The 23,952-nt window shown below is 69.8% G+C and carries 27 protein-coding genes and 1 riboswitch; of the genes, 8 read left to right on the top strand and 19 right to left on the bottom strand.

Annotated features, from left to right (window positions below):
- Positions 1 to 5: 5 nt before the first annotated feature.
- Entirely contained in the window at positions 6 to 350 is a 345-nt protein-coding gene (locus tag FNM00_RS17585) for a hypothetical protein (RefSeq protein ID WP_143914840.1), read from the bottom strand.
- Entirely contained in the window at positions 347 to 1,255 is a 909-nt protein-coding gene (gene mshB, locus FNM00_RS17580) for an N-acetyl-1-D-myo-inositol-2-amino-2-deoxy-alpha-D-glucopyranoside deacetylase (RefSeq protein WP_143914839.1), read from the bottom strand. Before mshB ends, FNM00_RS17585 begins: the two co-directional genes overlap by 4 nt.
- Before the next feature lie 122 nt (positions 1,256 to 1,377).
- Here mshB and FNM00_RS17575 point away from each other — a divergent pair, with 122 nt between their 5' ends.
- The gene (locus FNM00_RS17575) at positions 1,378 to 3,459 is read left to right on the top strand and encodes a S9 family peptidase (RefSeq protein WP_143914838.1); all 2,082 of its coding nucleotides are present in this window, start codon (positions 1,378 to 1,380) and stop codon (positions 3,457 to 3,459) included.
- A 118-nt stretch (positions 3,460 to 3,577) separates the two neighbouring features.
- Here FNM00_RS17575 and FNM00_RS17570 read toward each other — a convergent pair whose 3' ends face one another.
- The 4 genes from FNM00_RS17570 to FNM00_RS17555 all read right to left on the bottom strand — a co-directional run bounded on the left by FNM00_RS17570 (position 3,578) and on the right by FNM00_RS17555 (position 8,857).
- On the bottom strand, positions 3,578 to 3,844 hold the full coding sequence (locus FNM00_RS17570; protein ID WP_143914837.1) for a hypothetical protein: 267 nt from the start codon (positions 3,842 to 3,844) through the stop codon (positions 3,578 to 3,580).
- Positions 3,841 to 4,251: a cupin domain-containing protein gene (locus tag FNM00_RS17565; protein ID WP_143914836.1), complete on the bottom strand. Its 411-nt coding sequence runs from the start codon at positions 4,249 to 4,251 to the stop codon at positions 3,841 to 3,843. The genes FNM00_RS17570 and FNM00_RS17565 overlap by 4 nt, the downstream gene beginning before the upstream one ends.
- 67 nt (positions 4,252 to 4,318) lie before the next feature.
- Complete coding sequence (locus FNM00_RS17560) at positions 4,319 to 8,488, bottom strand: lamin tail domain-containing metallophosphoesterase family protein (RefSeq protein WP_143914835.1); 4,170 nt, start codon at positions 8,486 to 8,488, stop codon at positions 4,319 to 4,321.
- A gap of 147 nt (positions 8,489 to 8,635) precedes the next feature.
- On the bottom strand, positions 8,636 to 8,857 hold the full coding sequence (locus tag FNM00_RS17555; protein WP_143914834.1) for a hypothetical protein: 222 nt from the start codon (positions 8,855 to 8,857) through the stop codon (positions 8,636 to 8,638).
- A gap of 219 nt (positions 8,858 to 9,076) precedes the next feature.
- On the opposite strand from FNM00_RS17555, the gene FNM00_RS17550 reads away from it, so the two are divergent.
- Both FNM00_RS17550 and FNM00_RS17545 read left to right on the top strand, forming a co-directional pair.
- A complete protein-coding gene (locus tag FNM00_RS17550) occupies positions 9,077 to 10,648 on the top strand; it encodes an ABC-F family ATP-binding cassette domain-containing protein (protein WP_221933804.1) in 1,572 nt (523 codons plus the stop codon).
- 3 nt (positions 10,649 to 10,651) lie between these two features.
- Positions 10,652 to 10,942 (top strand): DUF2277 domain-containing protein, encoded by a 291-nt coding sequence (locus FNM00_RS17545; RefSeq protein WP_143914832.1) that lies wholly within the window; start codon positions 10,652 to 10,654, stop codon positions 10,940 to 10,942.
- Here the strand turns inward: FNM00_RS17545 and FNM00_RS17540 are convergent.
- Positions 10,887 to 11,768, bottom strand: a complete 882-nt coding sequence (locus FNM00_RS17540; RefSeq protein ID WP_143914831.1) for a bile acid:sodium symporter family protein — start codon at positions 11,766 to 11,768, stop codon at positions 10,887 to 10,889. The two genes, FNM00_RS17545 and FNM00_RS17540, sit on opposite strands and share 56 nt — an antisense overlap.
- 51 nt (positions 11,769 to 11,819) lie before the next feature.
- Positions 11,820 to 12,587 (bottom strand): phosphotransferase, encoded by a 768-nt coding sequence (locus tag FNM00_RS17535; RefSeq protein WP_246065227.1) that lies wholly within the window; start codon positions 12,585 to 12,587, stop codon positions 11,820 to 11,822.
- A 9-nt stretch (positions 12,588 to 12,596) separates the two neighbouring features.
- On the opposite strand from FNM00_RS17535, the gene FNM00_RS17530 reads away from it, so the two are divergent.
- Together FNM00_RS17530 and FNM00_RS17525 are read left to right on the top strand one after the other, a co-directional pair.
- Positions 12,597 to 13,853 (top strand): YibE/F family protein, encoded by a 1,257-nt coding sequence (locus tag FNM00_RS17530; protein ID WP_143914830.1) that lies wholly within the window; start codon positions 12,597 to 12,599, stop codon positions 13,851 to 13,853.
- A 9-nt stretch (positions 13,854 to 13,862) separates the two neighbouring features.
- On the top strand, positions 13,863 to 15,251 hold the full coding sequence (locus tag FNM00_RS17525; RefSeq protein ID WP_281281141.1) for an amino acid permease: 1,389 nt from the start codon (positions 13,863 to 13,865) through the stop codon (positions 15,249 to 15,251).
- Positions 15,252 to 15,294: 43 nt separating this feature from the next.
- Here FNM00_RS17525 and FNM00_RS17520 read toward each other — a convergent pair whose 3' ends face one another.
- Together FNM00_RS17520 and FNM00_RS17515 are read right to left on the bottom strand one after the other, a co-directional pair.
- Positions 15,295 to 15,732, bottom strand: coding sequence for a magnetosome magnetite crystal formation protein family (locus FNM00_RS17520; RefSeq protein WP_143914829.1), 438 nt, complete (start codon positions 15,730 to 15,732; stop codon positions 15,295 to 15,297).
- Positions 15,729 to 17,054, bottom strand: a complete 1,326-nt coding sequence (locus FNM00_RS17515; protein WP_143914828.1) for a condensation domain-containing protein — start codon at positions 17,052 to 17,054, stop codon at positions 15,729 to 15,731. The genes FNM00_RS17520 and FNM00_RS17515 overlap by 4 nt, the downstream gene beginning before the upstream one ends.
- A gap of 44 nt (positions 17,055 to 17,098) precedes the next feature.
- On the opposite strand from FNM00_RS17515, the gene FNM00_RS17510 reads away from it, so the two are divergent.
- Positions 17,099 to 17,878, top strand: coding sequence for an alpha/beta fold hydrolase (locus tag FNM00_RS17510; RefSeq protein WP_143914827.1), 780 nt, complete (start codon positions 17,099 to 17,101; stop codon positions 17,876 to 17,878).
- On the opposite strand, the gene FNM00_RS17505 is transcribed toward FNM00_RS17510, so the two are convergent.
- From FNM00_RS17505 to thiO, 4 genes are all read right to left on the bottom strand, one after another.
- Complete coding sequence (locus tag FNM00_RS17505; RefSeq protein WP_246065226.1) at positions 17,875 to 18,198, bottom strand: YchJ family protein; 324 nt, start codon at positions 18,196 to 18,198, stop codon at positions 17,875 to 17,877. The genes FNM00_RS17510 and FNM00_RS17505 overlap by 4 nt on opposite strands.
- Positions 18,195 to 19,025 carry a thiazole synthase gene (locus tag FNM00_RS17500; protein ID WP_143914826.1) on the bottom strand — a complete coding sequence of 277 codons (831 nt, stop codon included), beginning with the start codon at positions 19,023 to 19,025 and terminating at the stop codon, positions 18,195 to 18,197. The genes FNM00_RS17505 and FNM00_RS17500 overlap by 4 nt, the downstream gene beginning before the upstream one ends.
- On the bottom strand, positions 18,970 to 19,221 hold the full coding sequence (gene thiS / locus FNM00_RS17495) for a sulfur carrier protein ThiS (protein WP_143914825.1): 252 nt from the start codon (positions 19,219 to 19,221) through the stop codon (positions 18,970 to 18,972). The genes FNM00_RS17500 and thiS overlap by 56 nt, the downstream gene beginning before the upstream one ends.
- Complete coding sequence (gene thiO / locus FNM00_RS17490) at positions 19,218 to 20,345, bottom strand: glycine oxidase ThiO (protein WP_143914824.1); 1,128 nt, start codon at positions 20,343 to 20,345, stop codon at positions 19,218 to 19,220. The genes thiS and thiO overlap by 4 nt, the downstream gene beginning before the upstream one ends.
- A riboswitch (TPP riboswitch) is annotated at positions 20,336 to 20,438 on the bottom strand. Its footprint overlaps the gene before it by 10 nt.
- Before the next feature lie 12 nt (positions 20,439 to 20,450).
- On the opposite strand from thiO, the gene thiE reads away from it, so the two are divergent.
- A complete protein-coding gene (thiE, locus tag FNM00_RS17485; protein WP_143914823.1) occupies positions 20,451 to 21,134 on the top strand; it encodes a thiamine phosphate synthase in 684 nt (227 codons plus the stop codon).
- A gap of 6 nt (positions 21,135 to 21,140) precedes the next feature.
- Here the strand turns inward: thiE and FNM00_RS17480 are convergent, their stop codons facing one another.
- From FNM00_RS17480 to FNM00_RS17465, 4 genes are read right to left on the bottom strand one after another with little or no spacing between them, the layout of a single operon-like run.
- Positions 21,141 to 21,614, bottom strand: a complete 474-nt coding sequence (locus tag FNM00_RS17480; protein WP_143914822.1) for a methyltransferase family protein — start codon at positions 21,612 to 21,614, stop codon at positions 21,141 to 21,143.
- Positions 21,611 to 21,973, bottom strand: a complete 363-nt coding sequence (locus tag FNM00_RS17475) for a hypothetical protein (protein WP_143914821.1) — start codon at positions 21,971 to 21,973, stop codon at positions 21,611 to 21,613. The genes FNM00_RS17480 and FNM00_RS17475 overlap by 4 nt, the downstream gene beginning before the upstream one ends.
- Before the next feature lie 5 nt (positions 21,974 to 21,978).
- Positions 21,979 to 22,350, bottom strand: a complete 372-nt coding sequence (locus tag FNM00_RS17470) for a hypothetical protein (protein WP_143914820.1) — start codon at positions 22,348 to 22,350, stop codon at positions 21,979 to 21,981.
- A gap of 38 nt (positions 22,351 to 22,388) precedes the next feature.
- A complete protein-coding gene (locus FNM00_RS17465; RefSeq protein WP_143914819.1) occupies positions 22,389 to 22,802 on the bottom strand; it encodes a DUF2695 domain-containing protein in 414 nt (137 codons plus the stop codon).
- 100 nt (positions 22,803 to 22,902) lie between these two features.
- Between FNM00_RS17465 and FNM00_RS17460 the strand changes: the two genes are divergently transcribed.
- Entirely contained in the window at positions 22,903 to 23,394 is a 492-nt protein-coding gene (locus tag FNM00_RS17460) for a mycothiol transferase (RefSeq protein WP_185973222.1), read from the top strand.
- Between the two features lie 69 nt (positions 23,395 to 23,463).
- On the opposite strand, the gene FNM00_RS19580 is transcribed toward FNM00_RS17460, so the two are convergent.
- Positions 23,464 to 23,859 carry an HNH endonuclease gene (locus tag FNM00_RS19580; protein ID WP_425456822.1) on the bottom strand — a complete coding sequence of 132 codons (396 nt, stop codon included), beginning with the start codon at positions 23,857 to 23,859 and terminating at the stop codon, positions 23,464 to 23,466.
- Positions 23,860 to 23,952 lie beyond the last annotated feature (93 nt).

Genomic DNA, 23,952 nt, shown 5'->3' with positions numbered 1-23,952 from the left:
CCAGCCTAAGGCGTGGAACCTGACGTCCGGTACGCCGTCCACCCGGTGACGACGGCGGCGATCAGCAGGCCGCCGCCGAGGAAGCTCCATCCCAGTGCATCGCCCTGGATCCAGACATCGCGTCCGAGCTGCACGGCCAGCACCACGAGGGTCCACGCGCCGCCGGCCCAGGCCGGCCCGAGCGGAGCCAGGTCGGCAGCCGCCAGCGCCGCCACCAGCAGGAGCGCCCAGGCGAGGAGCACGCCCCACGGCAGCGTCATCTCGACGAGGTCGTCTCGCTGGCGGTGCACCACCACGCCGATCGCGCCGGCCCACGCACCGAGACCGGCGGCGACGGCGCGACCGATCATCTGATGCCCGCGAAGAGATCGTCCTCGAACCCGTCCTCACCCACCGGACCGCGCTCGCCCACGGCCAGGCGGTAGAACTCGGTGCCCCAGACCTGGTTGCCGAGGTTATTGGAGAGGGCGAAGAAGGGGCCGTCGACGGCGATCTGCGAGGCGTGCGCCCGCATGGCGTCAAGCTTGGCGTCGACCCAGCGGTTGCCGTCGATACGGGCGTCGAGGTCGGCATCGGCGAGGGCGAAGGGCGGCATCTGATCGGGATCCCAGTCCTCGAAGGCCGTGTCGCCGTTCTCGCGCAAGGCGATCAGCCCCTCGCGCATGTGCGAGGCCGACATCGCGGTCCAGTAGATCTTGTCGATCTCCCAGCGAGCACCGAGATCGCGGCGGTAGGAGCGCGTTCCGGCGAGCTGGGCGGCGTACATGGCCACGCGATGGGCCTGGATGTGATCGGGGTGCCCGTAGTTGCCGAACTCGTCATAGGTGACGAGCACCTGCGGCCGGACCTCGCGGATCACCTCGACCAGCAGATTGGCGGCCTCGGTCAGGTCGGCGGCCCAGAAGGCATCCGGGCGCACGTTCTCACCGGCCGCGGCATTGCCGTCCTCGCCCCAGACCATGCCCGAGTCGCGGAACCGGCCGGGTCCGCCGAGGAAGCGATGGTCGGTGACGCCGAGTTCCTTCATCGCCTCGGCGAGCTCACCGATCCGGTGCTCCCCGAGGCGATCCTCGGCGTCGGCCGCGTAGTGCGCGATATCGGGAGTGAGGATCTCGCCCTCCTCGCCGAGCGTGCACGTCACCAGGGTGACGTGTGCCCCTTCGGAGACATATCTGGCCATCGTCGCCCCGTTATTGATGGACTCGTCGTCGGGATGGGCGTGGACGAGGAGCAGGCGGCGATCGGGCAGCGACATGGACCCCAGAGTACCCAGCACTCCCCCACCCGTTGAGTGGGACGTTTGGACGGCAGAAACCGGAAATCAGCCGTCCAAACGTCCCACTCAACGGGTGAGGGACGATGCGCGAGGATGGGGGCATGACCGTCTCGTATCCGCGCCTGGCCGCTCGCACCGTCCGCTTCACCCTCGGGGTCCCCCGCAACCTGACGGTCGCGCCGGACGGCCGGACCGTGCGCTTCGTCCGCACGCCCGACGGCATCACCCGCACCGGCCAGATCTGGGAGTACGACGTCGCGACGCAGACCGAGAGCCTCCTGGTCGACCCGGCCGCCCTGCTCGGCGAGGACGGCGAGCAGCTCTCGGCGGAGGAGAAGTCGCGACGTGAGCGCAGCCGCGAGTCGGCCGCCGGCGTCGTCGGATACGACGTCGACGCGACCGGCCGCTGGCTGTGCTTCCCCCTGTCCGGACGGCTCTGGGCGACCCATCTCGGCGCCCGGTCGACCCGCGAGCTCCCTGCACACGGCTCCGTCATCGATCCGCGCCTGGATCCGACCGGTCGCCGCATCGCCTACGCCTCTGAGGGAGCGCTGCGGGTCATCGGCATCGACGGCGAGGACGACCGGGCCCTCGCCGAACCGGAGGGCCCGACGCAGACCTGGGGACAGGCCGAGTTCATCGCCGCGGAGGAGATGGAACGCTACCGCGGCTTCTGGTGGGCACCCGACGGCCGCTCCCTGCTGGTCGAGCGTTCCGACGACGCCCCCGTGCCGGTGTGGCACATCAGCGATCCCGAGCATCCCGAGCGACCCGGTATCCAGCAGCGGTATCCCGCGGCAGGCACCGTCAACGCCGAGGTCACGCTCTGGCACGTGTCTCTGGACGGCTCGCGCACCGAGATCCAGTGGGACCGCGACACCTTCGAGTACCTCGGCCGGGTCTCCTGGACCGAGCACGGCAGCCCGGTCATCCACGTGCTGAGCCGCGACCAGCGCCGCAGCCAGATCCTCTCGGTCGACGTCGAGACCGGCGCGACGACGGTGCTCGCGGAGCTCGCCGACGACGCGTGGGTAGACCTCACCGTCACGCCCCAGTACGGGCCCGGCGGCCGGCTGGTCTGGGCCGAGGACCGGGAGGACCGGCGGCGCATCGTCGTCGACGGCGATGCGATCAGCGATGTCTCCTGGCAGATCCGTGGCTTGGTCGGCGTCTACGACGATGCCGTCATCGCCACCGCCTCCCAGGAGCCGACCGAGGTGCAGGTCGTGCGATTCGGCTACGACGGCTCGGCGACGCCGCTGACCGAGGGGCAGGGCGTCCACGGGGCGGTCGCGGGCGGCCCCACTACCGTCATCACCCGCGCGACGCTGGCCTCGTCGGTGCCCGAGGTGCTCGTGCATGCCGGGGACGACACGCCCGGGCGCCTCGAGGTGGTGATGGAGCAGCCGCCCTTCCATCCCGAGGTCGAGCTCGTGCGGCTCGGGGAGCGGGAGCTGCGCGCCGCCGTCCTCTTCCCCCGCGAGCACGACGGCTCGTCGCTGCCGATCCTGATGGACCCCTACGGCGGACCGCACGCGCAGCGGGTCATGGCCTCGGCCCGGATGTTCCTCGAAGCCCAGTGGCTCGCCGATCAGGGCTTCTGCGTCGTGGTCGCCGACGGCCGCGGCACCGGTGGCCGCGGCCACGAGTGGGACCGGGCGATCCTCGACTCCTTCGCCGGGGTGACCCTCGCCGACCAGGTCGATGCGGTGCACGCTGTGGCCGAGCGTTACGGCGAGCGGGTGGACGCGTCCCGGGTGGGCATCACCGGCTGGTCCTACGGCGGCTACCTGTCAGCACTGGCCGTGCTGGCGCGGCCCGATATCTTCCACGCCGCGGTCGCCGGGGCCCCGGTGACCGAGTGGCGGCTGTACGACACCTGTTACACGGAGCGCTATCTCGGCGACCCGTCGACACAGCCCGAGGTCTACGACGCCAACTCGCTGCTGCCCCTGGCCGACCGGCTGGAGCGTCCGCTCATGCTCATCCACGGCCTCGCCGATGACAATGTCGTGGCGGCGCACACGTTGCGGCTCAGTTCGGCCCTGCTCGCGGCCGGCAAGCCGCACACGGTGCTGCCGCTGTCCGGTGTCACCCACATGACCCCGCAGGAGACGGTCGCCGAGAATCTCAAGCTGCTGCAGGTCGACTTCCTGCGCACCCACCTCACCCGGGAGCGGTGAGTTAGGCACGTCTCCGTCCCGTGGGCGGTGGTCTACGCACCTCTCAACAACGGCGAGACGTGCGTAGCCCACCGCTCCTTCGCGTGAGAGGTGCGTAAGTCACCGCCCAACGGTCGGGTCAGGGGTTCTTGAGGCGCCGGGGAGCAGCGGGGAGATCGAGGGGCGCGGCAGGCGCACTCGGGCTCTCGGCCTGCGGCACCCAGCCGCCGAGCTCGTCGGCGCGCCCCATCGTGTCGGCATCGGGATCGTCGAGGACGACGACCCAGGCATGGTCCTCGTCGTCCTCCTCCCCCGCGAACCCGACCCGGCGGGGCTCCACGTCCCGATCGAGGCCCGCGATGAAGACATCGGCGTCGTCACGCTCGTCGAACCAGATCTCGGTCATGCCAGCTCGAAGTCGGCGAAGTCGAATCCGGGCGAGACCAGGCAGCTGACGAGGGCCTCAGTCGTCCCCGGCAGCGTCCGCTGCCAGACCCCGGCCGGCACGAGCACCTGCGTGTCCTCCGAGGTCGACACCCGGGCCACCTCGCCGGCCACCGGCTGATCGCCGTCGCCACCGAACTGCAGCTCGACGATGCCATCGTGGGCGAGCCAGATCTCATCGGAGGCGACCCGGTGCCAGGCCGACGACTCGCCCGGCGGCAGCAGGAACCAGATCAGGGTCGCGGTCGGCCGCACACGGCCGTCCGACACGGTCACCTCGACCTCGCTCCTCCAGGTCTGGCGGAACCAACCGCCCTCCGGATGTGGTTCGAGGCCGAGTTCACGGGCGCGAGCGGGACGATCGGTCATGTTCCAGATGGTAGGAGACGCGCGGTGGGGGCGGAGCGACCTCGCCGCCCCGCCCCCACCATCTCGCTCAGGCCTGTCGCCGGCGCCAGGCCCAGGCACCGCAGCTCACGGCACCCAGTCCCAGCGCGATCAGCAGCGGACCCACGGGGCTGCCGGTGCCCGGCAGCAGCCCGCTCACGCCCTTCCGGTCCCCCGACCGGCTCGGACGATCCGCGGCGGCCGTGTCGTCCGCGGCTGGAGGCTCGCCGGCACCACCGGGACCCCCTGGTACCGACGTACCCGGGTCCTGTCCTGGATCGTCTGGCCCGCCGGGCTCGCCGGGCACGCCCGGATCGACCGGCGGTCCCGGCTCGCCCTGGGCGCCCAGGAGCACCGGAACGGTGGCCACGATCGGTCCCGCCGCGGCGGCAGGCTCGACGAGCGCCTGCATCCGTCGGTCCGACGACTCGTCCGGTGACACCGGCTCGGCCTCGGCCGGCGGAGCGGACGTCTCCTGAGACTCCCGCGGCGTCTCCTCCGGTGCGGGTTCCACCCGCTCGGCCGACGCGTCCGGGGACGGCTCCGGTTCCGGCGTCACCTCGGGCTCGGGGACCGTCTCCGGCTCCGGCGCCGCCTCGGGCTCGGACTCCTGCGGGGGCGCCGGAAGCTCCGCCCGCTGAGCCGGATACGGATCGGCCTGGGCCATCGGCACGATCTGTTCCTCGACCCGCTCCTCCAGCAGCGCACCCTCGGCGGCGCGCTCGCGAGCGTCGAGGGCCGAGATCCCTTCGCTCTGGCGCTCGGAGACCGAGCTGACCGCATACCAGTTCAGGCCGGCCTGCTCCGGCTCCCAGACATGTTCCACGATCTCGCCGGCCCGGGCCTTCTCGCGGCTCTCCTCGCTCGAGGTGCCCTGGACGAGCCAGTTCGTGGTCGAGAACGAGGTCGGCCGCGTCAACGACAGCTGCACGACGAACTCGTCGTCCTCAGGGCCGTAGCGCGCTTTCTCGCCACGGAAGTCCGGCTCGTCGTACTTCCATGCCTCGAAGCTGTCCAGGGTGGGCGAGTAGGCGTTGACACCCATGAGGCCCGCATCGAGATCCAGTTGCAGCAGCCGCTGGAACCCGGTGTCGCGGTCGTGGAGGTCGCTGCGCGCCTCGGGCTGGGTGGAGCGGTAGCCCTGGTAGTCCGCCAACATCTCCACCACACGTCGCTTGCCCTGACCGACTCCGTCGACGACGACCGTGGACTCGTTCAGCTCCGTCACGTCGACCCGGTCGCCGGTCACCGGATCGGCCAGATTGGTCGCGACACCGTGGTAGTGCCCGCCGATGACGAGGAACACGTTGTCATTCGGTGCCACGACGGTGTCCCAGATGGCACGCCCTCGCGCGGTGTGGCGCCGATCGACGTCCTCGACCGTCCCGTCGGTGTAGAGATACGAGTGCGTAGCGAGGACCACGTTGTACGACGGGTTGGCCCGCGCGACCGCGGAGGCCCAGGACATCTGCTCGTCCGACGGCCGGTAGGGCAGGTTCACGACCAGGAACTTCGTGCCGTCGTGTTCGAACCAGTCGTAGTGCGCGCTGTTGTCGCCCGGGCGCCAACTATTGCCCCACCACGGCTGGCCCTCGAACATCCCGGGGCCGAAGTACTCGTTGTAGAGGTCGTTGTTGCGTCCCCACAGGTTGTCGTGATTGCCCGGGAGCACGCCGTTCGGCACCCCGGCGGTGTTCATCAGCCCCACGATCCGCGATGCGTCATCGAACTCGCGGCGGGCACGCACCGGATCGGAGTTGCCCCCGATCCAGTTCTCGATAATGTCGCCGGTCAGCGAGTTGTAGGCGATCTTGCGGGCATCGGCATTCGCGACGACCCACGCGACCATGTCAGTGAAGACCCCCACGAAGCCCTCGGAGTAGAACTGGGTGTCGGTCATGTGGTTGATCGCCGCATCGTAGATGCCAGGATCGGCGAAGGCACCGTCGGTCACGCTCACCTCGTCGAACAGGCCGCCCTTGGTACGGGGCCCGTCGATCACCAGGATGTCCGCGCGGTCCTCGGTCACCATCGCCTCGGGGATGCGGCCGATGAGTGCCACATCGCCGTCGGCGGAGGGCTCGCCCGCGGTGACCAGCTCCCATTGCTCAGCGGACGGATTCCATCCGTACAGCTGGATCTCGTTGCGGTCCTGTGTGCGGCCGTTCCAGACCACTTCGAGCCCCTCGACCGGCACCTCCTCGACCGCGATCTCGAAGCGCTGGAAGGGATAGTCCCCGGTGCCGCCCTCGGTCACCAGCGCATCGGTCGGCGCCAGTTGCCGTTCACCGTCGATCTCCCGGGCCGGCGGCGGGACCTCGCCGGTCGTGCCGGCCCAGATGCGCGTCGCCGCGGTGTCGAAAGCGACCGGTGTGGCCGATCGAAAGCTGACCTCGAGCTCGGCGCTGGTCGCGTGCTCGGTCCGAACCGCGGTCCGCAGGGTGCCGTCCTCGTGCGGCTCGGAACCGTCCGCCGTGGTGACCGGGGTCCCCGGACGGTAGGAGCGCTCGACGGTAGCGGGATCGAGCTGGCCCGCCCGCGGTGTCGCCGGATCGTGCCAGGCGTGATCGACGTACTCACCCGGACTGCGCTCGGCCTTGACGAAGTCGTCGTAGCTCCCGCCGGTCGAACGAGCACGCTGATAGGTCTCGCCGGTGTCGGCCTTGAGATTGTTCTGAGCGGTCAGCCCGCGTCCGCAGTGGTCCTGCCGGACCGTGTCGTAGACCCCGACCCCGTCGACGCGGGCCCCCTCGGCGTCGACGACCACGGCTCCGTATCCGTCAGCCTCGTTGAGGCCGGTCCGGTAGGTCGCGTCGGGGGCCTCGATGGTCGAGGATCGGTGCGCGGCGACGAAGGTCTCACCGGGGGCGAGGGTGCGTCCGAGGTCGGCGACCTGCGGATCGGGGGCCATGCGGCCGGTGCCCTCGCAGCGGTGGAGCCTCCATCCGGTGAGGTCGACGGGATCCTGACCGAGATTCGTCAGCTCGATGAACTCGTCACTGTTCCCCGCGGGGCCGCTGCCGGTGATCTCGGTGATCTGCAGCGAGCCCGCATGCGGCGAGTCGGCGATCTCGACATCGGTGAGCTCCTCGGGTGCCGGCCACTCGCCGGGGGTGCGCCGCGCGGCGCGGAAGTCCTCGGCATTGTCACCGGTGCGTCCGACCCGCTGGTAGCTCTCGCCGTCGAGGACCGAGATGTCCATCGCCTTCGCGGTGCCATCGGTGCACGGTGAGACCCGGTCCGCGTACATGCTGAAACGATCGACGATGCGCTCATCGGGGGTCAGAACCATCGCCCCGGAGTTGATCCAGTGCACGCTGGTCGAGTAGCGGAGATCCGCGGGAGTCGGCGAGCCGGAGCGGCCGAGCGTGAAGACCTCCCCCGGTTCGAGCACGGTTCCCTCGGGCAGTCCATGGGACTGTGCGTACGTCTGCGCGTTGTCGCCGCAGCGCCAGACCTTCCAGCCGCTGATGTCGGCGGGACGATCGCCGGCATTGGCGAGCTCGATGAAGTCATCGCTGTAGCCGGCCGGTCCGCCCGGTGCGTATTCGCTGATGACGATGTCGCTGTCGGTGGTGATGTCCTCCCACTCCGTGGCGTTCTTCTCACCCGGCGTCCGGCCCGCGACGATCCAGTCCTTCGTGACATCGCCGCTGAGGCCGACCCGCTGATGGGACTGGCTGTGCGCCCAGCTCGCCTGGTGCTGCAGGCTCACCGGATTGCGGCAGTCGCTGTCGATGTTCTCGTGGTAGAAACCGACGCGGTCGAGGGTGCGACCGCGCGCGTCCTGCAGGAAGGCGCCGAAGCCGAAGGAATGCAGACTCGTCGAGTACGTCATGTCGCCGGTGCGGCCGTCATCGAGGTCTCCGCCCTCCCGCACGGCGGTGAACTGCTCCCCCGGAGCGAGCATCGTGCCGTCGGGGATGACCGCCTGCGGGCCATAACCGTCGCCGGTCTGGCCACAGCGGAAGATCTTCCAGCCCGACACATCCGTGGGAGCCGTTCCGTAGTTGGTGATCTCGATGAAGTTCTCCGCCGAACCGGGCCCGCCGGAGGCGACCTCGCTGACGAGGACTCCCGACAGCGGGGCTGCCGGTGCCGGTGGAGGAAGCTCGATGGACGGTGGCGGCGGGGGCCCGGCCGGCGTGGCGGCTGCCACGCTCGGCACCAGTGCCATGACCGCCGCGGCCGCCAGGGCCGCGGCACGTCGTTGGGACAACACGGAAAGTGCTCCTAGAGAGAGGTGGGTCGGCAAAGAACGACCTCACTCTGGCGATCCCCGGCGACCCCGCCTCGGACACCGGACTACGCCCTCGCGAACCTTGGATGTCTCCTCGGTGAACCGCGCCTCCGCCCGCCCGACGGCTCAGAGATTGAGCGCCTCGCCGACCGGTACGCCACTGCGGCGGATCAGCCACCAGCCGACGAGGCCCATGGGCACCGTCACCGCGAGGATGATCCAGGAGGGCTGGGATCCGTCGACGAGCAGCCAGACGGCGGCCGCCGCGAACAGGGCGGTGCAGGCAAGCCCCGACCAGAGCAGCAGTGCTCCCCAGAAGGCGAGCCAAGGGCGTCGACGAGATGACATCGGCTCACAGTAACCGGCGGTTTCCCACCTCTGCCGCAATCCACTAGACTGTCGGCGAACCGTTCCCGATCACGAGGTATCCATCACCGTGAAGCTCTAGGTCCGAGACCTGCGCCGCGATCCGCCGGCGCCCTCGTCGACCTCTGCTCACGACCGGTTCATCACCGCGCAGCGTCTCCTCGCGTCCCCTTTTTCTCTCTGGACCCTTCGAGGATGCCCATGCGCCCCATCTCCCTCACCGCCACCCATCTCACCTTCGTCTGGCCCGACGGCACTCCCGTCGTCGCGGATCTCGACCTCGCGATCGGCCCCGGCCGCCACGGCCTCATCGGCCGCAACGGATCGGGCAAATCGACCCTGTTGCGACTGCTGGCCGGGGACCTGTCTCCGACCTCTGGTCACGTGCAGGCCGACGGCGAGCTCGCCTACCTGCCCCAGGACCCCGCGGCGGATCCTGGGCGGAGCGTGGCCGAGCTCCTCCGCGTCGATACGACGCTCGCGGCTATCGCCGCGATCGAGGCTGGATCGGTCGATCCGGCCCACTTCGACGCCGTCGGCGACGACTGGGACATCGCCGAACGGCTCGAGGCCACGCTCGGTCGCGTCGGACTGGACCACCTCGGCCTCGACCGGTCCGTGGGCTCGCTGTCCGGGGGCGAACTCGTCCTGCTCAGCCTGACGGCGCTGCTGCTGCGCCGGCCCTCGGTGCTGTTGCTCGACGAGCCCACCAACAACCTCGACCGCCGGGCGCGTGAGCGTCTCTACGCTGTGGTCGACGGCTTCGCCGGCACCCTGGTCGTCGTCAGCCACGATCGCGAGCTGCTGGAACGCGTGGACGACATCGCCGAGCTGCGCGAGGGCGAGCTGCGCTGGTTCGGCGGCGGCTTCGGCGACTACGAGGCAGCGATCGAGGTCGAGCAGGAGGCAGCCGCTCGCGCCGTCGCGGCGGCGGCCTCGGATGTCCGGCGTCAGCAGCGTGAGCTCGCCGAGCAACAGACCAAGCAGGCCCGGCGCGATCGCCACGGCAAGCAGCACAATCGAGACATCCCGCCGATCATCGCGAACACGTACAAGCGGCGCGCCGAGGTGACCGCCGGACGGCTGCGCGGCATGCACGAGGATCGGCTGACCGAGGCCCGCTCGACCCTCGACGACGCCGAAGACAAGGTCCGCAAGGACCGCGAGATCAGTGTCGACCTGCCCGCGACCCGGGTGCCGTCGCGCCGGCGCGTGCTCATGGCCGAGGGAGTCCGGGCGGAACACAGCGAGGCCCACCTCGATCTCGATCTGCGCGGGCCCGAGCGCGTCGCACTGACCGGGCCGAACGGCATCGGGAAGACCTCGCTGCTGCGCGTCCTCATCGGCGCCGATCGGGCGACCGAGGGGACCTGCGAGATCTTCGTGCCGATGCGCTATCTCCCGCAGAACCTACGCCTCCTCGACCCCGGGATGTCTGTGGTGGACAACGTGCGTCGCTTCGCTCCCGAGGCGGACCTGACCACTGTCCGGTCCCAGCTTGCGCGGTTCCTGTTCCGGGGGCGGACCGCCGACCAACTCGCGGACACGCTCTCCGGTGGCGAGCGTTGGCGTGCGACCCTCGCCTGCCTGCTACTGGCCGAGCCCGCACCTCAGCTGCTCATCCTGGACGAGCCGACCAATAACCTCGACCTTGCCAGCGCTCGGCACCTCGTGGAGGCGCTCGAGTCCTATGAGGGGGCGCTCCTGCTGGTGAGCCACGACGAGCGGTTCCTCGACGACCTCGCCCTGGACCGTCGTGTGGATCTACAGTGAGGCATGTGCCGGAACATCCGAACCCTTCATGACTTCGAGCCAGCCGCCACTGACGACGAGGTCGACGCCGCTGCCCTGCAGTACGTCCGCAAGATCAGCGGCAGCACCAAGCCCTCGAGGGCCAACCAGGAGGCCTTCGACCGCGCGGTGCACGAGATCGCCCATGTGACGCGACATCTCCTCGACGATCTGGTGACCAGCGCCCCGCCCAAGGATCGCGCCGTCGAGGCCGAGAAGGCTAAGGCGCGCTCAGCTGCCCGCTTCGGCGCGGCAGGATCCACCGTGTCAGCATGAGGCCCCAGAGCGCGGCGTACACGAACATGAGCAGCCCGTACACCGCACCCGGGACGGACATCTCGACGCTGCCGAGCACCTCGACCGCGACGTAGATCGCGAGCGTGGCGTTGTGCACGCCGATCTCGAACGAGCAGGCGATCGCCTGCCGGTCCGTCACGCCCGCCACGCGCGGCACGAAGAAGCCCACCAGCAAGCTGGCCAGGCAGAACAGCGTCGTCACCAGGCCGACCTGCCCGAGGTAGTCGAGGACGTGCTCACGTTGATCGAGCAGCACGCCGAGCACCAGGATGAGCAGGATCAGCGCCGAGGCGGTGCGGACCGGACGATCCATGCGGGCGGCGAAGGCCGGCCGCCGGGAACGAACGAGCATGCCGAGGAGCACCGGCCCGAGCACCACCGCGAAGACCTCGACCACCTTGCGGAACTGCAAGTCGACCGAGTCGCCGAGCCCGAAATAGGCAATCGACAGATTGGTGATGAGCGGCAGGGTCACGACCGCGAGCACCGAGTTGACCGCCGTCAGGGACACGTTGAGCGCGACATCGCCGCGGAACAGGTGGCTGTAGAGATTGGCGCTGGTGCCGCCCGGCGAGGCGGAGAGCAGCATCATGCCCACGGCGAGCAGGGGCGGCAGGTCCAGCAGCAGGACGAGACCGAAGCACACGACCGGCAGGAGCAGGAGCTGGCAGGCGAGGGCGACGAGGACCGCCTTCGGGGCCCGCCGCACGTCGCGGAAGTCCTGGACGGTGAGCGAGAGACCCAGGCCGAACATGATGATGCCCAGGGCGATCGGGAGTCCGATCGTGGTGAGCGCCGAATCCATGCCCCACCCTAACGTGACCCAGGTCACGTGAGGGTGCTTTCGGCGGGTCGCTCAGCCGAGGGTGTCGCGAATGGCGGGCAGCCGTGCCTCGAAGGCCGCGACGCGGTCGCGGGTCCGCTGGGGCTCTCCCTTGCGCTGCAGGTTGAGCATGCCCGGATCGCCGCGCTCGATCCCCGCGGCGATGCGCTCGGTCGCGGTGGTCATCCGGCGGACCACCGCATCGAGCAGGGTCATCGGCCCCCACTCGCCGTATGCGTCGACGACGAGGTCGATGCGGCGGGCCGCGTCCTCCACCGGGATCTCGCGGTAGAGCGGGATGCCCGTCCAGCACAGGAAGGCGAGATCGTCGATCGGCTCACCGGGCCCCGCGAGGTCCCAGTCGATCATCGCGACGAAGTGCCCGCTCTGGATGATCCAGTTGTAGGCCCCGGGATCGTTGTGGCAGATGATCTGCCCCGGCTCGAGCTCGACCTCGCCGGCCTGCCGCCACGTGCGTGGGCCCTCCGGCCGGAATCCCTCGGCGATGTCGTGGAAGTCGCGCAGCCAGGTGGCAGCCTCGACCAGGACCTCGTCGAGCACCACCTCGTCATCGACCGGGACGCCGCGGCCCTCGATATAGGAGACGATCTCGCGGCCGTCCTCGTCGATACCGCCGACATGCGGGATCCCGCCGAGCCCCTCACGGCTCAGCCAGTTCAGCAGCTCGTGGACCGCCGGCGTCCACGGACCCGTGGGACGCCGCACGGTGCGGCCGACTTTCCAGACTCCGCCGGAACCGCCGGGGAGGTGTTCGGGTGCAGTGTCGTCGTCGCATGGCACTCTGTCATCGTGGCACATTCGCACGCGCACTCGTTCGAGGAACCTCGTCGTCCCCGGCTCGCCGGCGCATTGGCGGTCGTCGTCGGCATCGTCGCGATCGTCTCGGTGCTCGGGATGGTCCTGCTTTGGCCGAGCAGCGACGACATCCCCACCGGCGCCGGGCCTCTCTCGAACCCCGGCGTCTCGCTCGTCGACGCCACCGTGACCGGCGTCGAGCCCTTCGACTGCGGCAGCACCGGCATCGGGCCGGACAACACCCCGATGGTCGAGGGCGACTGCGCGCAGATCACTGCCACCACCGAGGACGGTGAGGACGCCGAGTTCACCCTCGATCCGACGCGCTACGTCGGGGCGGGCATGAACGACGGCGATGCGGTCCAGCTCATCCGCGACGCTCCCCCGGAGCAGGAGGTCGTCTTCCAGTTCTACGACTACCAGCGCGGCAACCAGCTCCTCATCATGGCCGCGGTCTTCGCGATCCTCGTGGTGGCGATCGCCCGCTGGCGCGGCCTGTTCGGCTTGCTCGGCATCGGTGTGGCCATGCTGGTGCTTCTGCAGTTCATCCTGCCCGCCCTGCTCGCCGGCAAGCCGGCGCTCGCGATCGCGGTGGTCGGGTCGGTCGTCATCATGTTGGTGGTGCTGTATCTCGCCCACGGGGTGTCGATCCGCACCACTGCGGCATTGCTCGGCACCCTGTTCGGAGTGGGCTTCACCGCGGTCGCCGGAGCCTGGGCCACCAACTGGGCCCATCTGACCGGCGTGGGCAGCGAGGACGACCATCTGCTCGTCGCCAGCGCCCCGGGCATGAGCCTGTCCGGGGTGGTCGCCGCGACGATGGTCATCGCGGGGCTCGGCGTGCTCAATGACGTCACCGTCACACAGGCGTCGGCGGTGTGGGAGATGCGCGGGCTCCAGCCCAGCGCGGGGCCGGCGCAGCTGTTCACGTCCGCCATGCGCATCGGCCGCGATCACATCGCGTCGAGCGTCTACACGCTGGTGTTCGCCTATGCCGGGTCGGCCATGACCGTTCTGCTGCTGCTCACCGTCTATCGCCAGGACCTCATGCAGTTCATCACCACCGAGCAGATCGGGCAGGAGATCGTTCGCACGCTCATCGGGGCCGTCGGCCTCGTCCTCGCCGTGCCGGCGACAACGGCGATCGCGGTCGCGCTCGCGCCCGCCGCCCGGACCGAGACAGAGGTCAACGGGGGCGACCATCGCCACGAGCCGCACGCCGGTGGCGCGCACGCGACCGACGCCTCCTAGCCTGTTCGGGTGTCTGACTCCCTCTCCCCCGCGCCGGGCACCGATCGTCTCGGCAGCGGTCTTCGGACTCGCCATCTGACGATGATGGGGCTCGGCTCCGCGATCGGCGCTGGGCTGTTCCTCGGCTCCGGTGTCGGCATCGGCGTGGCAGGGCCCGCGGTTCTCGTCTCCTACGCGGTCGCGGGTGTCATCGTCGTTCTCGTCATGCGCATGCTCGCCGAGATGGCGAGCGCCCGGCCGGCGAGCGGCTCGTTCTCGGTCTACGCCGAAGAGGCGCTGGGTCCGTGGGCCGGGTTCCTGCTCGGCTGGCTCTACTGGTTCATGCTCATCATGGTCCTCGGCGCGGAGATCACCGGTGCCGCCCAGATCGTCACCGGCTGGGCTCCCGCGCTGCCCCAGTGGACCGTCGCGCTGGCCTTCGTCGCGCTCTTCGCCGTGATCAACCTGTGGGGAGTCCGGCAGTTCGGCGAGTTCGAGTTCTGGTTCGCCTTCATCAAGGTCGCCGCCATCATCGCCTTCCTGGTCGTCGGAGTCGCGCTGGCCTTCGGCTGGCTGCCGGGGACCTCGGCGGTCGGCACCGAGAACTTCCTCGGACAGGGCGGCTTCGCGCCGCAGGGGTGGAGTGGGATCGCGGCGGGCCTGCTGGTCGTGGCGTTCGCCTTCGGGGGTATCGAGATCGTCACGATCGCCTCGGCCGAGGCCGAGGATCCGCAGACCGCGGTCGGTCGCGCGACCCGCACCATCGTGTGGCGGATCCTGGTGTTCTACCTGGGCTCGATCGCGGTCATGGTGTTCGTGCTGCCGTGGGACTCTCCGGCGCTCGAGGCGAGTCCCTTCGCCTCGGTGCTCGACCTCGCCGGACTGCCGATCGCGGCGACCCTGATGGAGATCGTCGTCGTCATCGCCTTACTGTCGGCCTTCAACGCCCAGGTCTACGGCACGTCGCGGATGGCCTACTCGTTGGCCCGCCGCGGCGACGGACCGGCGGTTCTGACCCGCGTCTCCCGGGCTGATGTCCCCTGGGTCTCGGTGCTGATCTCCATCTTCTTCGGTGTCGTCGCCGTGGGCCTCAACTGGCTGCTGCCCGAGACCCTGCTCGGCATCTTGCTCAACGCCGTAGGCGCTGCGCTCCTCGTGGTGTGGGTGCTCATCGCGCTCTCGCAGCTGCGCCTGCGTCCCGTCCTCGCGGCCGAGGCGCGGGCCAACGGCGAACCCCTGCGATTGCGGGCCTGGGGCTACCCGTGGCTGACCTGGGGCGTGCTGGTGGCGCTCGCCGCCCTGACGGCGCTGATGCTGACCGACACGGCAGCACGCAACCAGCTCTTCTCAACCGCCGGTCTGGTCGTGGTGATCCTCGCGATCTATGCCCTGACCGTCCGGCGCACGCCAACCCGTTGAGTGTGGGGGCACCTCCTTTTCCCACACTCAACGGGTTCGGGGATCAGCGGAAGAAGGGGATGCCGTTGATGCGCACCGGTTGGCGGCGGCTGGCGCGCACGAGTCCGATGATGGTGAACACGATGTGCAGGACGGTCACGGCCAGCCAGGTGAGGATGATGAGCCCGAAGGGGAAGAATCCCTCGATCTCGCGCTGGACGAACAGGATGCCGAAGTGGGCGCCCACCAGCACGAAGGTCGCGAGCAGATAGGTCAGGCCCCAGTTCGCGGCCCGGTTGGCGTTCTCGCGGGCGAGGCCACCGTACTTGATCTGGGAGGTGGACGAGATGACCATCGCGATACCGGCGATCACCGAGCCGACGAAGGGAATCGGGAAGAAGACGAACAGTCCCAGCCCCCACGGCAGCGCCCCCGTGGGAGGCTCGGCCCGGTAGGGCGGCTCCGGGGATCCGGACGGCGGCGGGTAGGGCGGTTGCGTCATCGATGCTCCTCTTCTCGGCCGACATCTCGTTCGTCGATCACCGACACGTGGGCATCGGCCTGAACCCGGGCCACGAGCGTATCGAGCCAGGTTCCGACATTCCGCCTCGCCTCCGAGGTGTCGGGGTAGCGGCAGCGCAGGTGGAGACCGGTCTCGTCGAGCACGAACCACAGCATCACACCGTCGGTCCGGATCGCCGCGCTCACATACTGTGCCTCCAGACGGTGCGTGTCCACCCGAACCGGCAGCCGCCGCAGGTCGAGCCAGGAGATCGCGAACATCCCAGGCGCCTCGGGCATCCCATCCCAGGCACGCAGCACCTCCTCCAACGGCCAGGAGCCGAGGCGCACCGCCTCCTTGACCGCCGCGGCGGCGCTGCGAGGATCCGCATCCCTGGACTCGATGACGGCATTGGTGATGAACCAGCCGACCGCATCGTGCCAGGCGGCGTCGTAGCGACTGTGCACCGGGAAGACCGCTCGCAGCGGCACACCGGCCAGCTCACGCGTCGCCTTCGTCATCGCGGAGATCATCAGGGCGAGGGTGGAGACTCCGTGCTCGCGGGCACGCGCCGAGTAGGCCGCGCTGTCGTCCACCCCGAGCACGTCGCGCACCTCCACACGCTCCGGCTGCGGACCCGGGTCGCCGAGCGGCAGAGGGAACCGCGGCATGACATCGCCACCGGCGGCGAGGATCTCGGCCCACCGGCGGCCGATGTCCTCGGGAGCACGATCACGGTGCCGCAGCGCACGCGTGTGGTCGGCGAAGGCGGGAACCGGCGACGACCGCGGAGCGCCAGAGGCCGCGAGGGCCACCATGAGGTCGCGCAGGATCACCAGCATCGACCACATGTCCACATGCGCGTGATCGGCGGCGATGGTCACCGTCGGACCGGCCGCGGTCTCCACGACGCACAAGCGGTGCGACGGTCGAGCGTAGGGCGTGCACGTCAGGTCGAGAGCCTCGCGCAGCGCATCATTGACCGCCTGCCCGGGCCCGATGGGGTGCTCCACCCAGTCTCCGGCACCGATCTCGACCTCGAAGGAACGCGGCACGCCGTCGTCCCCGCGAACGAAGACCGACCGCAAGGTGCCGTGTCGCGCGATCACCGCCAGCCACGCCTCCGCGAGCACGGCGCGGGGCACCGGGGCCGGCGGGCGGAACGACAGCGCCATCCACGAGCCCGGCCGATCCCCCGCGCCGACATGGCGGCGCTGATCGAAGGAGACCGGCAGTTCCCGTCCTGGCGCGGAGACCCTCACGTCGTAGCCCAGCAAGCGTCCGAACGGGAGCCGTAGATGCGCGACATTCGTGAGTCGCATGGCGGTACCCTAGCCCCGATCACCGAGTGATGTGAGGAGCGGCCGTGCCGAGATTCCCTGTGCCGGGAGCGGATCTCGCCGTGGAGATCAGCGATGAGGGAGGCCCTCCTGTCGTGCAGCTCCACGGTCTCACCTCGAGCCGTTCACGCGATCGAGTACTCGATCTCGATCTCGGTCGCGGCCTGACCGGCACTCGGCTTCTCCGCTACGACGCCCGCGGCCACGGTGATTCATCGGGACGCGAGATGGCCGAGGACTACCGCTGGTCGTCGCTGGCCGATGACCTCCTGAGGCTGGTGGACCACTGGTTCCCCGGCGAGCAGGTACACGGCGTCGGTCCCTCGATGGGCGCCGCGACCCTGCTGCACGCCGCCGTGCGCGCGCCGGACCGGTTCAGCGGACTGACACTGCTCGTGCCACCCACCGCGTGGGAGACGCGTCCGGCGAAAGCCGAGGAATACCGGGAGGCTGCCGTCCTCGTCGAGAGCCGGGGAGTCGACGGCTTCATCGCCGCCGGACGCGACCGGCCCCGTCCTCCGGCGACAGCCGACGCGCCCGACACCAGCCCTGATGTCCCTGAACGACTGCTCCCCGCGGTCCTGCGTGGCGCCGCCCTGAGCGATCTTCCTCGCCACGATGACATCGCCCGTCTCGACATCCCCACGACGGTCCTCGCATGGGTAGACGATCCCTCGCACCCCGTCTCGACCGCCCGGATCTTGGTCGAGCTGCTGCCACGCGCGACCGTGGAGGTCGTGTCCACACCCGGCGAGGTGCTCCGATGGCCGGACAGGCTGCGCGACGACGTCGCACGTCTCACCTAGGACGACCGCACCTCGCCGTCGAGGTACCGCCAGCGCCCCTCCTCCTTGGCGAAGCGCGACCGCTCGTGCAGGATCCCCAGCTCTCGCCCGACGAGGTACGTGGCGCGGAACTCGACGGTGCCCGTGGCATCGTCCGGTCCCCCGTCGACTGCTTCGACGATCTGCAGGCCTCGCCATCGCGGATTGTCCGAGAGATCGATCTCGGTCGGCCGGGTCGAGGAGTGCCAGCTGGCGAGCAGCCAGTCCGCATCGCCGCGCCGGAATGCCTCGAACCTCGACCGCATCAGCGCCTCGGCCGTCACGGGCCAGTCCCCCGTCACGAGACCCCGATCCTGCCCTCGTCCGGTGAGGACGCCTGCGCCAGCGAGCGCCGGGGAATGCGCCCCGCGCGATAGGCATCTCGTCCCGCCTGGACCGCGGCGCGCATCGAGCGGGCCATGAGCGGGGCATCGTGTGCGCGGGTCACCGCGCTGGCCAGCAGCACGGCATCGCATCCCAGCTCCATCGCGAGCGCGGCATCCGATGCGGTCCCCACGCCGGCATCGAGGACCACCGGCACGCGTGCGGCCTCGGCGATCATCGAGATGTTGTGCGGATTGAGGATTCCCAAGCCGGTGCCGATGGGAGCCCCTGCCGGCATGACTGCCGCGACGCCGACATCCTCGAGGCGCCGCGCGAGGATCGGGTCGTCGTTGGTGTAGGCGAACACCGAGAAGCCATCGGCCACGAGCTCGTCCGCGGCGGTGAGCAGCTCCATCGGATCAGGCAGCAGCGTGTCCTCGTCGGCCACGACCTCGAGCTTGATCCAATCGGTCTCCAACGCCTCTCTCGCCAGCTGCGCGGTCAACACGGCATCGCGCGCGGTGAAGCAGCCGGCGGTGTTGGGCAGCGCGTGGACACCGAGACGTTCGAGCATGGCGAAGACCGAATTGCCGCCGGCGGCGGCGTAACGACGGATCGCCACGGTGGTCACCTGGGTGCCGGAGGCGACGAGCGCCTCCTCGAGCGTGGCGAGCGAGGTCGCGCCCCCGGTGCCCATGATGAGACGGCTGTCGAGCCGCACTCCCGCGATGTCCAACGCGTCGTCCATGTCAGCCTCCCTGAGTGGCCGTGACGACGTCGACTGCGACTCCGTCCGCGAGTACATGGTCGTGCCAGTCGCCGCGCGGGACGACCATGCCATCGACAGCGACGGCGACGCCGAGACGCCCACCGTCGACCGGCGCGCCGGCGGCGTCCAGCTCACGCTCGATATGCCGGGCGATGGTCTCGCGCAACGTGCTGCCGGTGGATACGTGGGTCTCTTGCCCGTCGAGGACGATGGAGATCGTGCCGGCGGTCATGGTGCTCCTCCTGTGGTCGGGTCGGAACGGTCGAAGCGGTACGGGTCCAGCGCGGCGAGCATCCCGGGCTCCACCGGCAGCCGATCGACGAGATCGGCGGTCACCTCGCTGCCGAGCGGAGCGAGCAGGATCCCATGACGGAAGTAGCCGGTCGACACGACCAGGCCGGGGTCGAGTCGGCCGACGAGCGGAACATCGTCGGGAGTGCCCGGGCGTGCCCGCGTCATGGTCTCGACGAGACGGGTGTCGAGCACGCCCGGTACGAGGCGCCACGCGTCGTCGAGGAGGCGGTGCACGCCCTCCGCGCTCGGACGCGGGTCGTCATCCTCGCGGGTCGTGGCGCCGAGCACGAGACTCCCGTCGCGCCGCGGCACGAGATAGACCGATCGACCGCGGACGAGGCCGCGGACGGTGCGGGTCAGCAGCGGACGGGCGCCGCGGGACGGCTCGAGGCGGAGGATGTCGCCATAGACCGGCCGCAGCGGCAGGAGCGGAAGCTCGGGCAGAGAACCGAGACCGGTGCAGAGCACCACCTGGTCGCCACGATGCTCGGTGCCGTCGACGAGCCGCACACCCCTCGTCGCACCGTCCTCACGGAGCAATCCGGCGACCTCGGAGCGGATGACACGATCGCCCAGCGCCTCGATCAGTGCCACGCACATCGCGCGCGGATCGATCTGGTGATCGTCCGGGAGACTGACTCCTCCGGCGATGCCGGGCGCCAGGGCGCCTTCGAGCCGCCGGGCCGCAAGGGAGGACACGCGAACCGCACGCAGACCGAGCGAGGCCTGGAGCGCGGTGAGCTCGTCGAGGGCGGCGCGGTCGGCGTGATCGGCTGCCACGACCAGGGTCTCGGTCGGCAGGTAGCCGACCTCCTCGGGCCGGCCCGGCACGAGACGCTCGACGAGGTCGGCATAGCGGCGCGCGGACTCGACCATGAGCGGATAGAGCGACGGCTGACCCCACACGACCTCCGAGGCCGGCGCGAGCATCCCGGCGGCGGCACGTGTAGCACCGGAGGCGGGAGCGGGGTCGCAGACCGTGACGTTCCAGCCGCGCTCGACGAGTCGCCAGGCGGTGGTGAGGCCGATGATCCCGGCCCCGGCGACGATGACGTCCGCCATGGTGTCCCTTCCTCCGGCGGCATGATCCGCATCAGGTCTGGCGGTCGGCACGTGGCCCTCTCAGCCCCCTCCGGGGCTCCCGCGAACACCACTAGCCTAGAGGACATGACCGATGCTCCTTCGTTCGCCGCTGCCTCGCCCGCCTCGCTCGGGGGCGCCGAACGACGTCGACGGCTGGCCGATGCGCGTCTCTATGTGTGCACGGATGCGCGGACAGGTGGGGATATCGCGGAGTTCGCGGGCGCCGCCTTCGACGGCGGGGTCGACATCATCCAGGTGAGAGACAAGACGATCGAGGCCGCGGACGAGATCGCGGCTCTCACCACAGTGGCCGCGGTGGCCCGGCGTCATGAAGCGATGTTCGCGGTCAACGACCGCGCGGACCTGGCCGCGCTCGTGGGGGCCGATATCTTCCACATCGGGCAGCACGATCTCACCCCGGCTCAGGCACGTGGACTGCTGGGCCCCGATGTGGTGATCGGGCGGTCGACCCATGCGGTGGAACAGATCGACGCGGCCGAGGCCGATCCGGAGGTGGACTATTTCTGCGTCGGCCCGGTGTGGGAGACCCCCACCAAACCCGGCCGAGCCGCGGTCGGCCTCGATGTGCTCCGCTACGCGGCCGCGATGGCGACGAAACCGTGGTTCGCGATCGGCGGCATCGCCGCGGGCGAGCGGCTCGATGCGGTGCTCACCGCCGGCGCCGAACGGATCGTCGTGGTCCGCGCGATCACACAGGCCGCTGATCCCGCTGCCGCGGCACGCGGCCTGCGAGCGCGCCTGGGCTGAGGTGCCTCACCGGCCCTGGCCGCGCACCGAGCGCCGGTCCAGCCAGCGCGGGACTCGTCGGGCGTAGTGGTCGTAGTCGGTGCCGAACGCGGCACGGAGCGCCTTCTCCTCGACGGGGATCTGGCATCGATCGACGACGGCTATGTACAGGGCGAGAGGGACTCCGGCGGTCCACGATCGTCGTCCCACCGCGTGTGCGAGCAGGAGCCCCGCCATTCCCACGTACATGGGGTTCCGCGACCTGCGGTAGGGGCCGGTCTCGACCAATGCGGTCACTCGATCGACCTCCACCGGGTTCACGGTGGTGCCTTCACGGCGGAACCTGGCCGCCGATCCTCCCAGCATCCATACGGACCCCGCGGCCAGCGCCGCGGCACCGGTGAGAGACAGCGGCGTGGGCGCCGAACGTCTGGCGCACACGCCTTGAGCGACGGCCGCGGCACCGGTGAGCAGGAGAGGCGGGATTCGAGGCAAACTCATGGTCTCGTTCCCGGAACCGATCGCCATTGCAGAACGGCTGCGGCGCCGTCGAAGAGTGCCGTGGTCGCCAGCAGCGCGGTTCCCCAGCGCGAAGGACGATGTCTGAGCATCAACGCGCAGGTGCCGACCCAGCCGACGTTCACGAGCGCCGCCCGTCGCAGGTCTCGTGCTGTCGGCCGGGTACGCGCGGAGGCCAGCAGCATCACGCCGGTGGCCCCCAGAGCGGCCGCCACGGGCGCTCTCCATGACGATGCCGGGAGAACGAGCTCCGCGACCGAATCGCTGGCCGCGGTGACGGCTGCCGCGGCGAGGCAGCCGGCGCCGTCGGCGACGAGAACGGATCGCGCATCGAGGACCATCGCTCTCAGCCGATCTGGCCCGTCACCTGCGAGCGGAGCGCGGCGACATCGCTTCCGTCCGCCCCGAAGCCGAGACTCATGAGCTTCTTGCCATCGGAGGCCTGGCGGAGGGTCTTTCCGTCGACACGCAGGTCGGTCGGTGACGCGACGGCGTAGCGCTTGAGGGTCATTCCGAGCGGGTTGCGGATCTGGATCTCGTTCGGCTCGACCTTGGCCATGGGATTGACCAGCATCAGCACGCCGAGCGCGACGAGGATGCCACCCGCGGCGGTGCCGAGGCCTTGGCCGGTCAGGATCGAGGTCAGGGCCAGCAGAGCTCCGATCACCAGTTCGGCGATCGCGAGGCCACGGTGGTAACGAATCGTCATCGGCGTCATGGCGACACCTTACGTGGGCCCCGGCCGTCCACGACCAGCTATCTCGCGGCATCCCAGTTGGCGCATGGCTGGACCGATCCTCGGCGAACACCCGCGCACGGCGGCATCCGTGCAGGAGGCTCCGCGTCGACCCATGTGTCGTAGCCGTCCGATCCCGGCTGCCAGTATCCACCGGTCCACAGCCTCGACGCGGGGTGGAAGGCGTTCATGAACATCTCGCAATCGCAGCAGCACGCGCCCAGCACGGAGAGCCGCTGGAGTAATGCCGTGGCTCGCGGCGCGGCGTGATCGCGATACGCCATCGCGAAGCGGTGGGTGTTGTCGCAACCGAACTCGGCAAACTGCCGATCGACGTAGCACACCAGGCACTCCCCTGGCTTCGGCGTCAGTAGTGCGTGCGAGCTCTCCAGCAGGATCTGCTCGGCTTCGTTCTCGATGAGTTCTCTGTCCATGTCGGCACCGTCCCAGAGAGGCCCGACATTCTGTGTCGCCCGGATGCCGGGTATCCACAGGGCGAATCAGCGATCAGTCGGGCGAGCACCCTTAGGCAGCATGTCGACCGCCCCGTTCCCCGAACCCGGCTCCACCGATGATCTGCGTGGCCTGTTGCTCGACTATCTCGATTACTACCGAGCCATCATCACGGACAAACTCGACGGACTCGGACCCGATCAACTCGTCAGCACGAACGTGCCTTCTGGGTGGACGCCTGCGGGACTGGTCAATCACCTGGTCCACGCGGAGCGGCGATGGCTGGTCTGGGGATTCCTGGCCGAGCCCGTCGACGATCCCTGGCGCGACATGGCGCCTTCGGGCGGATGGGTGACTCTCGAAACCCGGTACGACGAGCTCGAGAGGGCGCTTCTCGACGCCGGACGTCGTACGCGGGCCATCGTCGAGGAGCACGATCTCACCGAGACCGCTGGCGTCGGCGGCCGGTTCCCGGACCACGAGTCGGCACCACAGTTGCAGTGGATACTGCTGCATCTGGACATCGCACGCGAGGTGCTCGACGGCCACGGCGGCGCCGTCACCGACCCATAGGGGCACCATGTGGGACTTCGGGGAGGGCGAAGCCGTCATCTGACGAACCCCCTGGGCGAGGCCGACGGTTCAGCCGGCTCGTGGAAGACCGGTAGCTGGTGGGTGTGTGCGGGTTCGTCGCTTGCGGTGGCGTGGGTCGGCGCCGGGGAGGAGGCGGCCATGGCGGTCGCGGAACTCATGGGTCGTGGGGTCGATCACGAGTGCTCCGGCGTGAACCGCGCGATGGCATCTGGGACACAGCCCGATGAGGTTGGCCAGGTCGGTGGGTCCACCGCGGGACCACCAGATGATGTGATGGATATGCACCACCGGTGCCCGACATCCAGGGGACGCGCATTGGTGTCCTTGTCGGGCGAGGACCGCAGTCCGTTGCCGGGGTGTCGCCAGGCGGCTGGATCTGCCGACGTCGAGGACTCCGTCCTTGCCCCCGATGGCGATGGGGGTGATGTCGGCTTCGCAGATCATCTCCTGCAGCTGGCGGATGCCGATGGTCCCGAACCCCACCAACTCACCGGACCCGCTGTCGTTCATCAACGTCGACGCGTCGATCGTCAGGGC

It is taken from the genome of Aeromicrobium piscarium, from assembly GCF_007421815.1.
In the GTDB taxonomy this organism is placed as follows: domain Bacteria; phylum Actinomycetota; class Actinomycetes; order Propionibacteriales; family Nocardioidaceae; genus Aeromicrobium; species Aeromicrobium piscarium.
The sequence above is the reverse complement of the archived record's forward strand: the minus strand, read 5'-3'. Positions and strand labels throughout refer to the sequence as shown.

What these genes read in the sequence shown, in the direction of transcription:
- FNM00_RS17520 (WP_143914829.1), bottom strand. Translation starts at nt 15,732, where the DNA reads ATGACGCAACCGCCCTACCCGCCGCCGTCCGGATCCCCGGAGCCGCCC.
- FNM00_RS17585 (WP_143914840.1), bottom strand. Translation starts at nt 350, where the DNA reads ATGATCGGTCGCGCCGTCGCCGCCGGTCTCGGTGCGTGGGCCGGCGCG.
- FNM00_RS17470 (WP_143914820.1), bottom strand. Translation starts at nt 22,350, where the DNA reads ATGACGCCGATGACGATTCGTTACCACCGTGGCCTCGCGATCGCCGAA.
- FNM00_RS17565 (WP_143914836.1), bottom strand. Translation starts at nt 4,251, where the DNA reads ATGACCGATCGTCCCGCTCGCGCCCGTGAACTCGGCCTCGAACCACAT.
- FNM00_RS17555 (WP_143914834.1), bottom strand. Translation starts at nt 8,857, where the DNA reads ATGTCATCTCGTCGACGCCCTTGGCTCGCCTTCTGGGGAGCACTGCTG.
- thiO (WP_143914824.1), bottom strand. Translation starts at nt 20,345, where the DNA reads ATGGCGGACGTCATCGTCGCCGGGGCCGGGATCATCGGCCTCACCACC.
- FNM00_RS17570 (WP_143914837.1), bottom strand. Translation starts at nt 3,844, where the DNA reads ATGACCGAGATCTGGTTCGACGAGCGTGACGACGCCGATGTCTTCATC.
- mshB (WP_143914839.1), bottom strand. Translation starts at nt 1,255, where the DNA reads ATGTCGCTGCCCGATCGCCGCCTGCTCCTCGTCCACGCCCATCCCGAC.
- FNM00_RS17460 (WP_185973222.1), top strand. Translation starts at nt 22,903, where the DNA reads ATGTCGACCGCCCCGTTCCCCGAACCCGGCTCCACCGATGATCTGCGT.
- thiS (WP_143914825.1), bottom strand. Translation starts at nt 19,221, where the DNA reads ATGACCGCCGGCACGATCTCCATCGTCCTCGACGGGCAAGAGACCCAC.
- FNM00_RS17550 (WP_221933804.1), top strand. Translation starts at nt 9,077, where the DNA reads ATGCGCCCCATCTCCCTCACCGCCACCCATCTCACCTTCGTCTGGCCC.
- FNM00_RS17465 (WP_143914819.1), bottom strand. Translation starts at nt 22,802, where the DNA reads ATGGACAGAGAACTCATCGAGAACGAAGCCGAGCAGATCCTGCTGGAG.
- FNM00_RS17540 (WP_143914831.1), bottom strand. Translation starts at nt 11,768, where the DNA reads ATGGATTCGGCGCTCACCACGATCGGACTCCCGATCGCCCTGGGCATC.
- FNM00_RS17545 (WP_143914832.1), top strand. Translation starts at nt 10,652, where the DNA reads ATGTGCCGGAACATCCGAACCCTTCATGACTTCGAGCCAGCCGCCACT.
- FNM00_RS17575 (WP_143914838.1), top strand. Translation starts at nt 1,378, where the DNA reads ATGACCGTCTCGTATCCGCGCCTGGCCGCTCGCACCGTCCGCTTCACC.
- FNM00_RS19580 (WP_425456822.1), bottom strand. Translation starts at nt 23,859, where the DNA reads ATGATCTGCGAAGCCGACATCACCCCCATCGCCATCGGGGGCAAGGAC.
- FNM00_RS17515 (WP_143914828.1), bottom strand. Translation starts at nt 17,054, where the DNA reads ATGCGACTCACGAATGTCGCGCATCTACGGCTCCCGTTCGGACGCTTG.
- thiE (WP_143914823.1), top strand. Translation starts at nt 20,451, where the DNA reads ATGACCGATGCTCCTTCGTTCGCCGCTGCCTCGCCCGCCTCGCTCGGG.
- FNM00_RS17480 (WP_143914822.1), bottom strand. Translation starts at nt 21,614, where the DNA reads ATGAGTTTGCCTCGAATCCCGCCTCTCCTGCTCACCGGTGCCGCGGCC.
- FNM00_RS17475 (WP_143914821.1), bottom strand. Translation starts at nt 21,973, where the DNA reads ATGGTCCTCGATGCGCGATCCGTTCTCGTCGCCGACGGCGCCGGCTGC.
- FNM00_RS17500 (WP_143914826.1), bottom strand. Translation starts at nt 19,025, where the DNA reads ATGTACTCGCGGACGGAGTCGCAGTCGACGTCGTCACGGCCACTCAGG.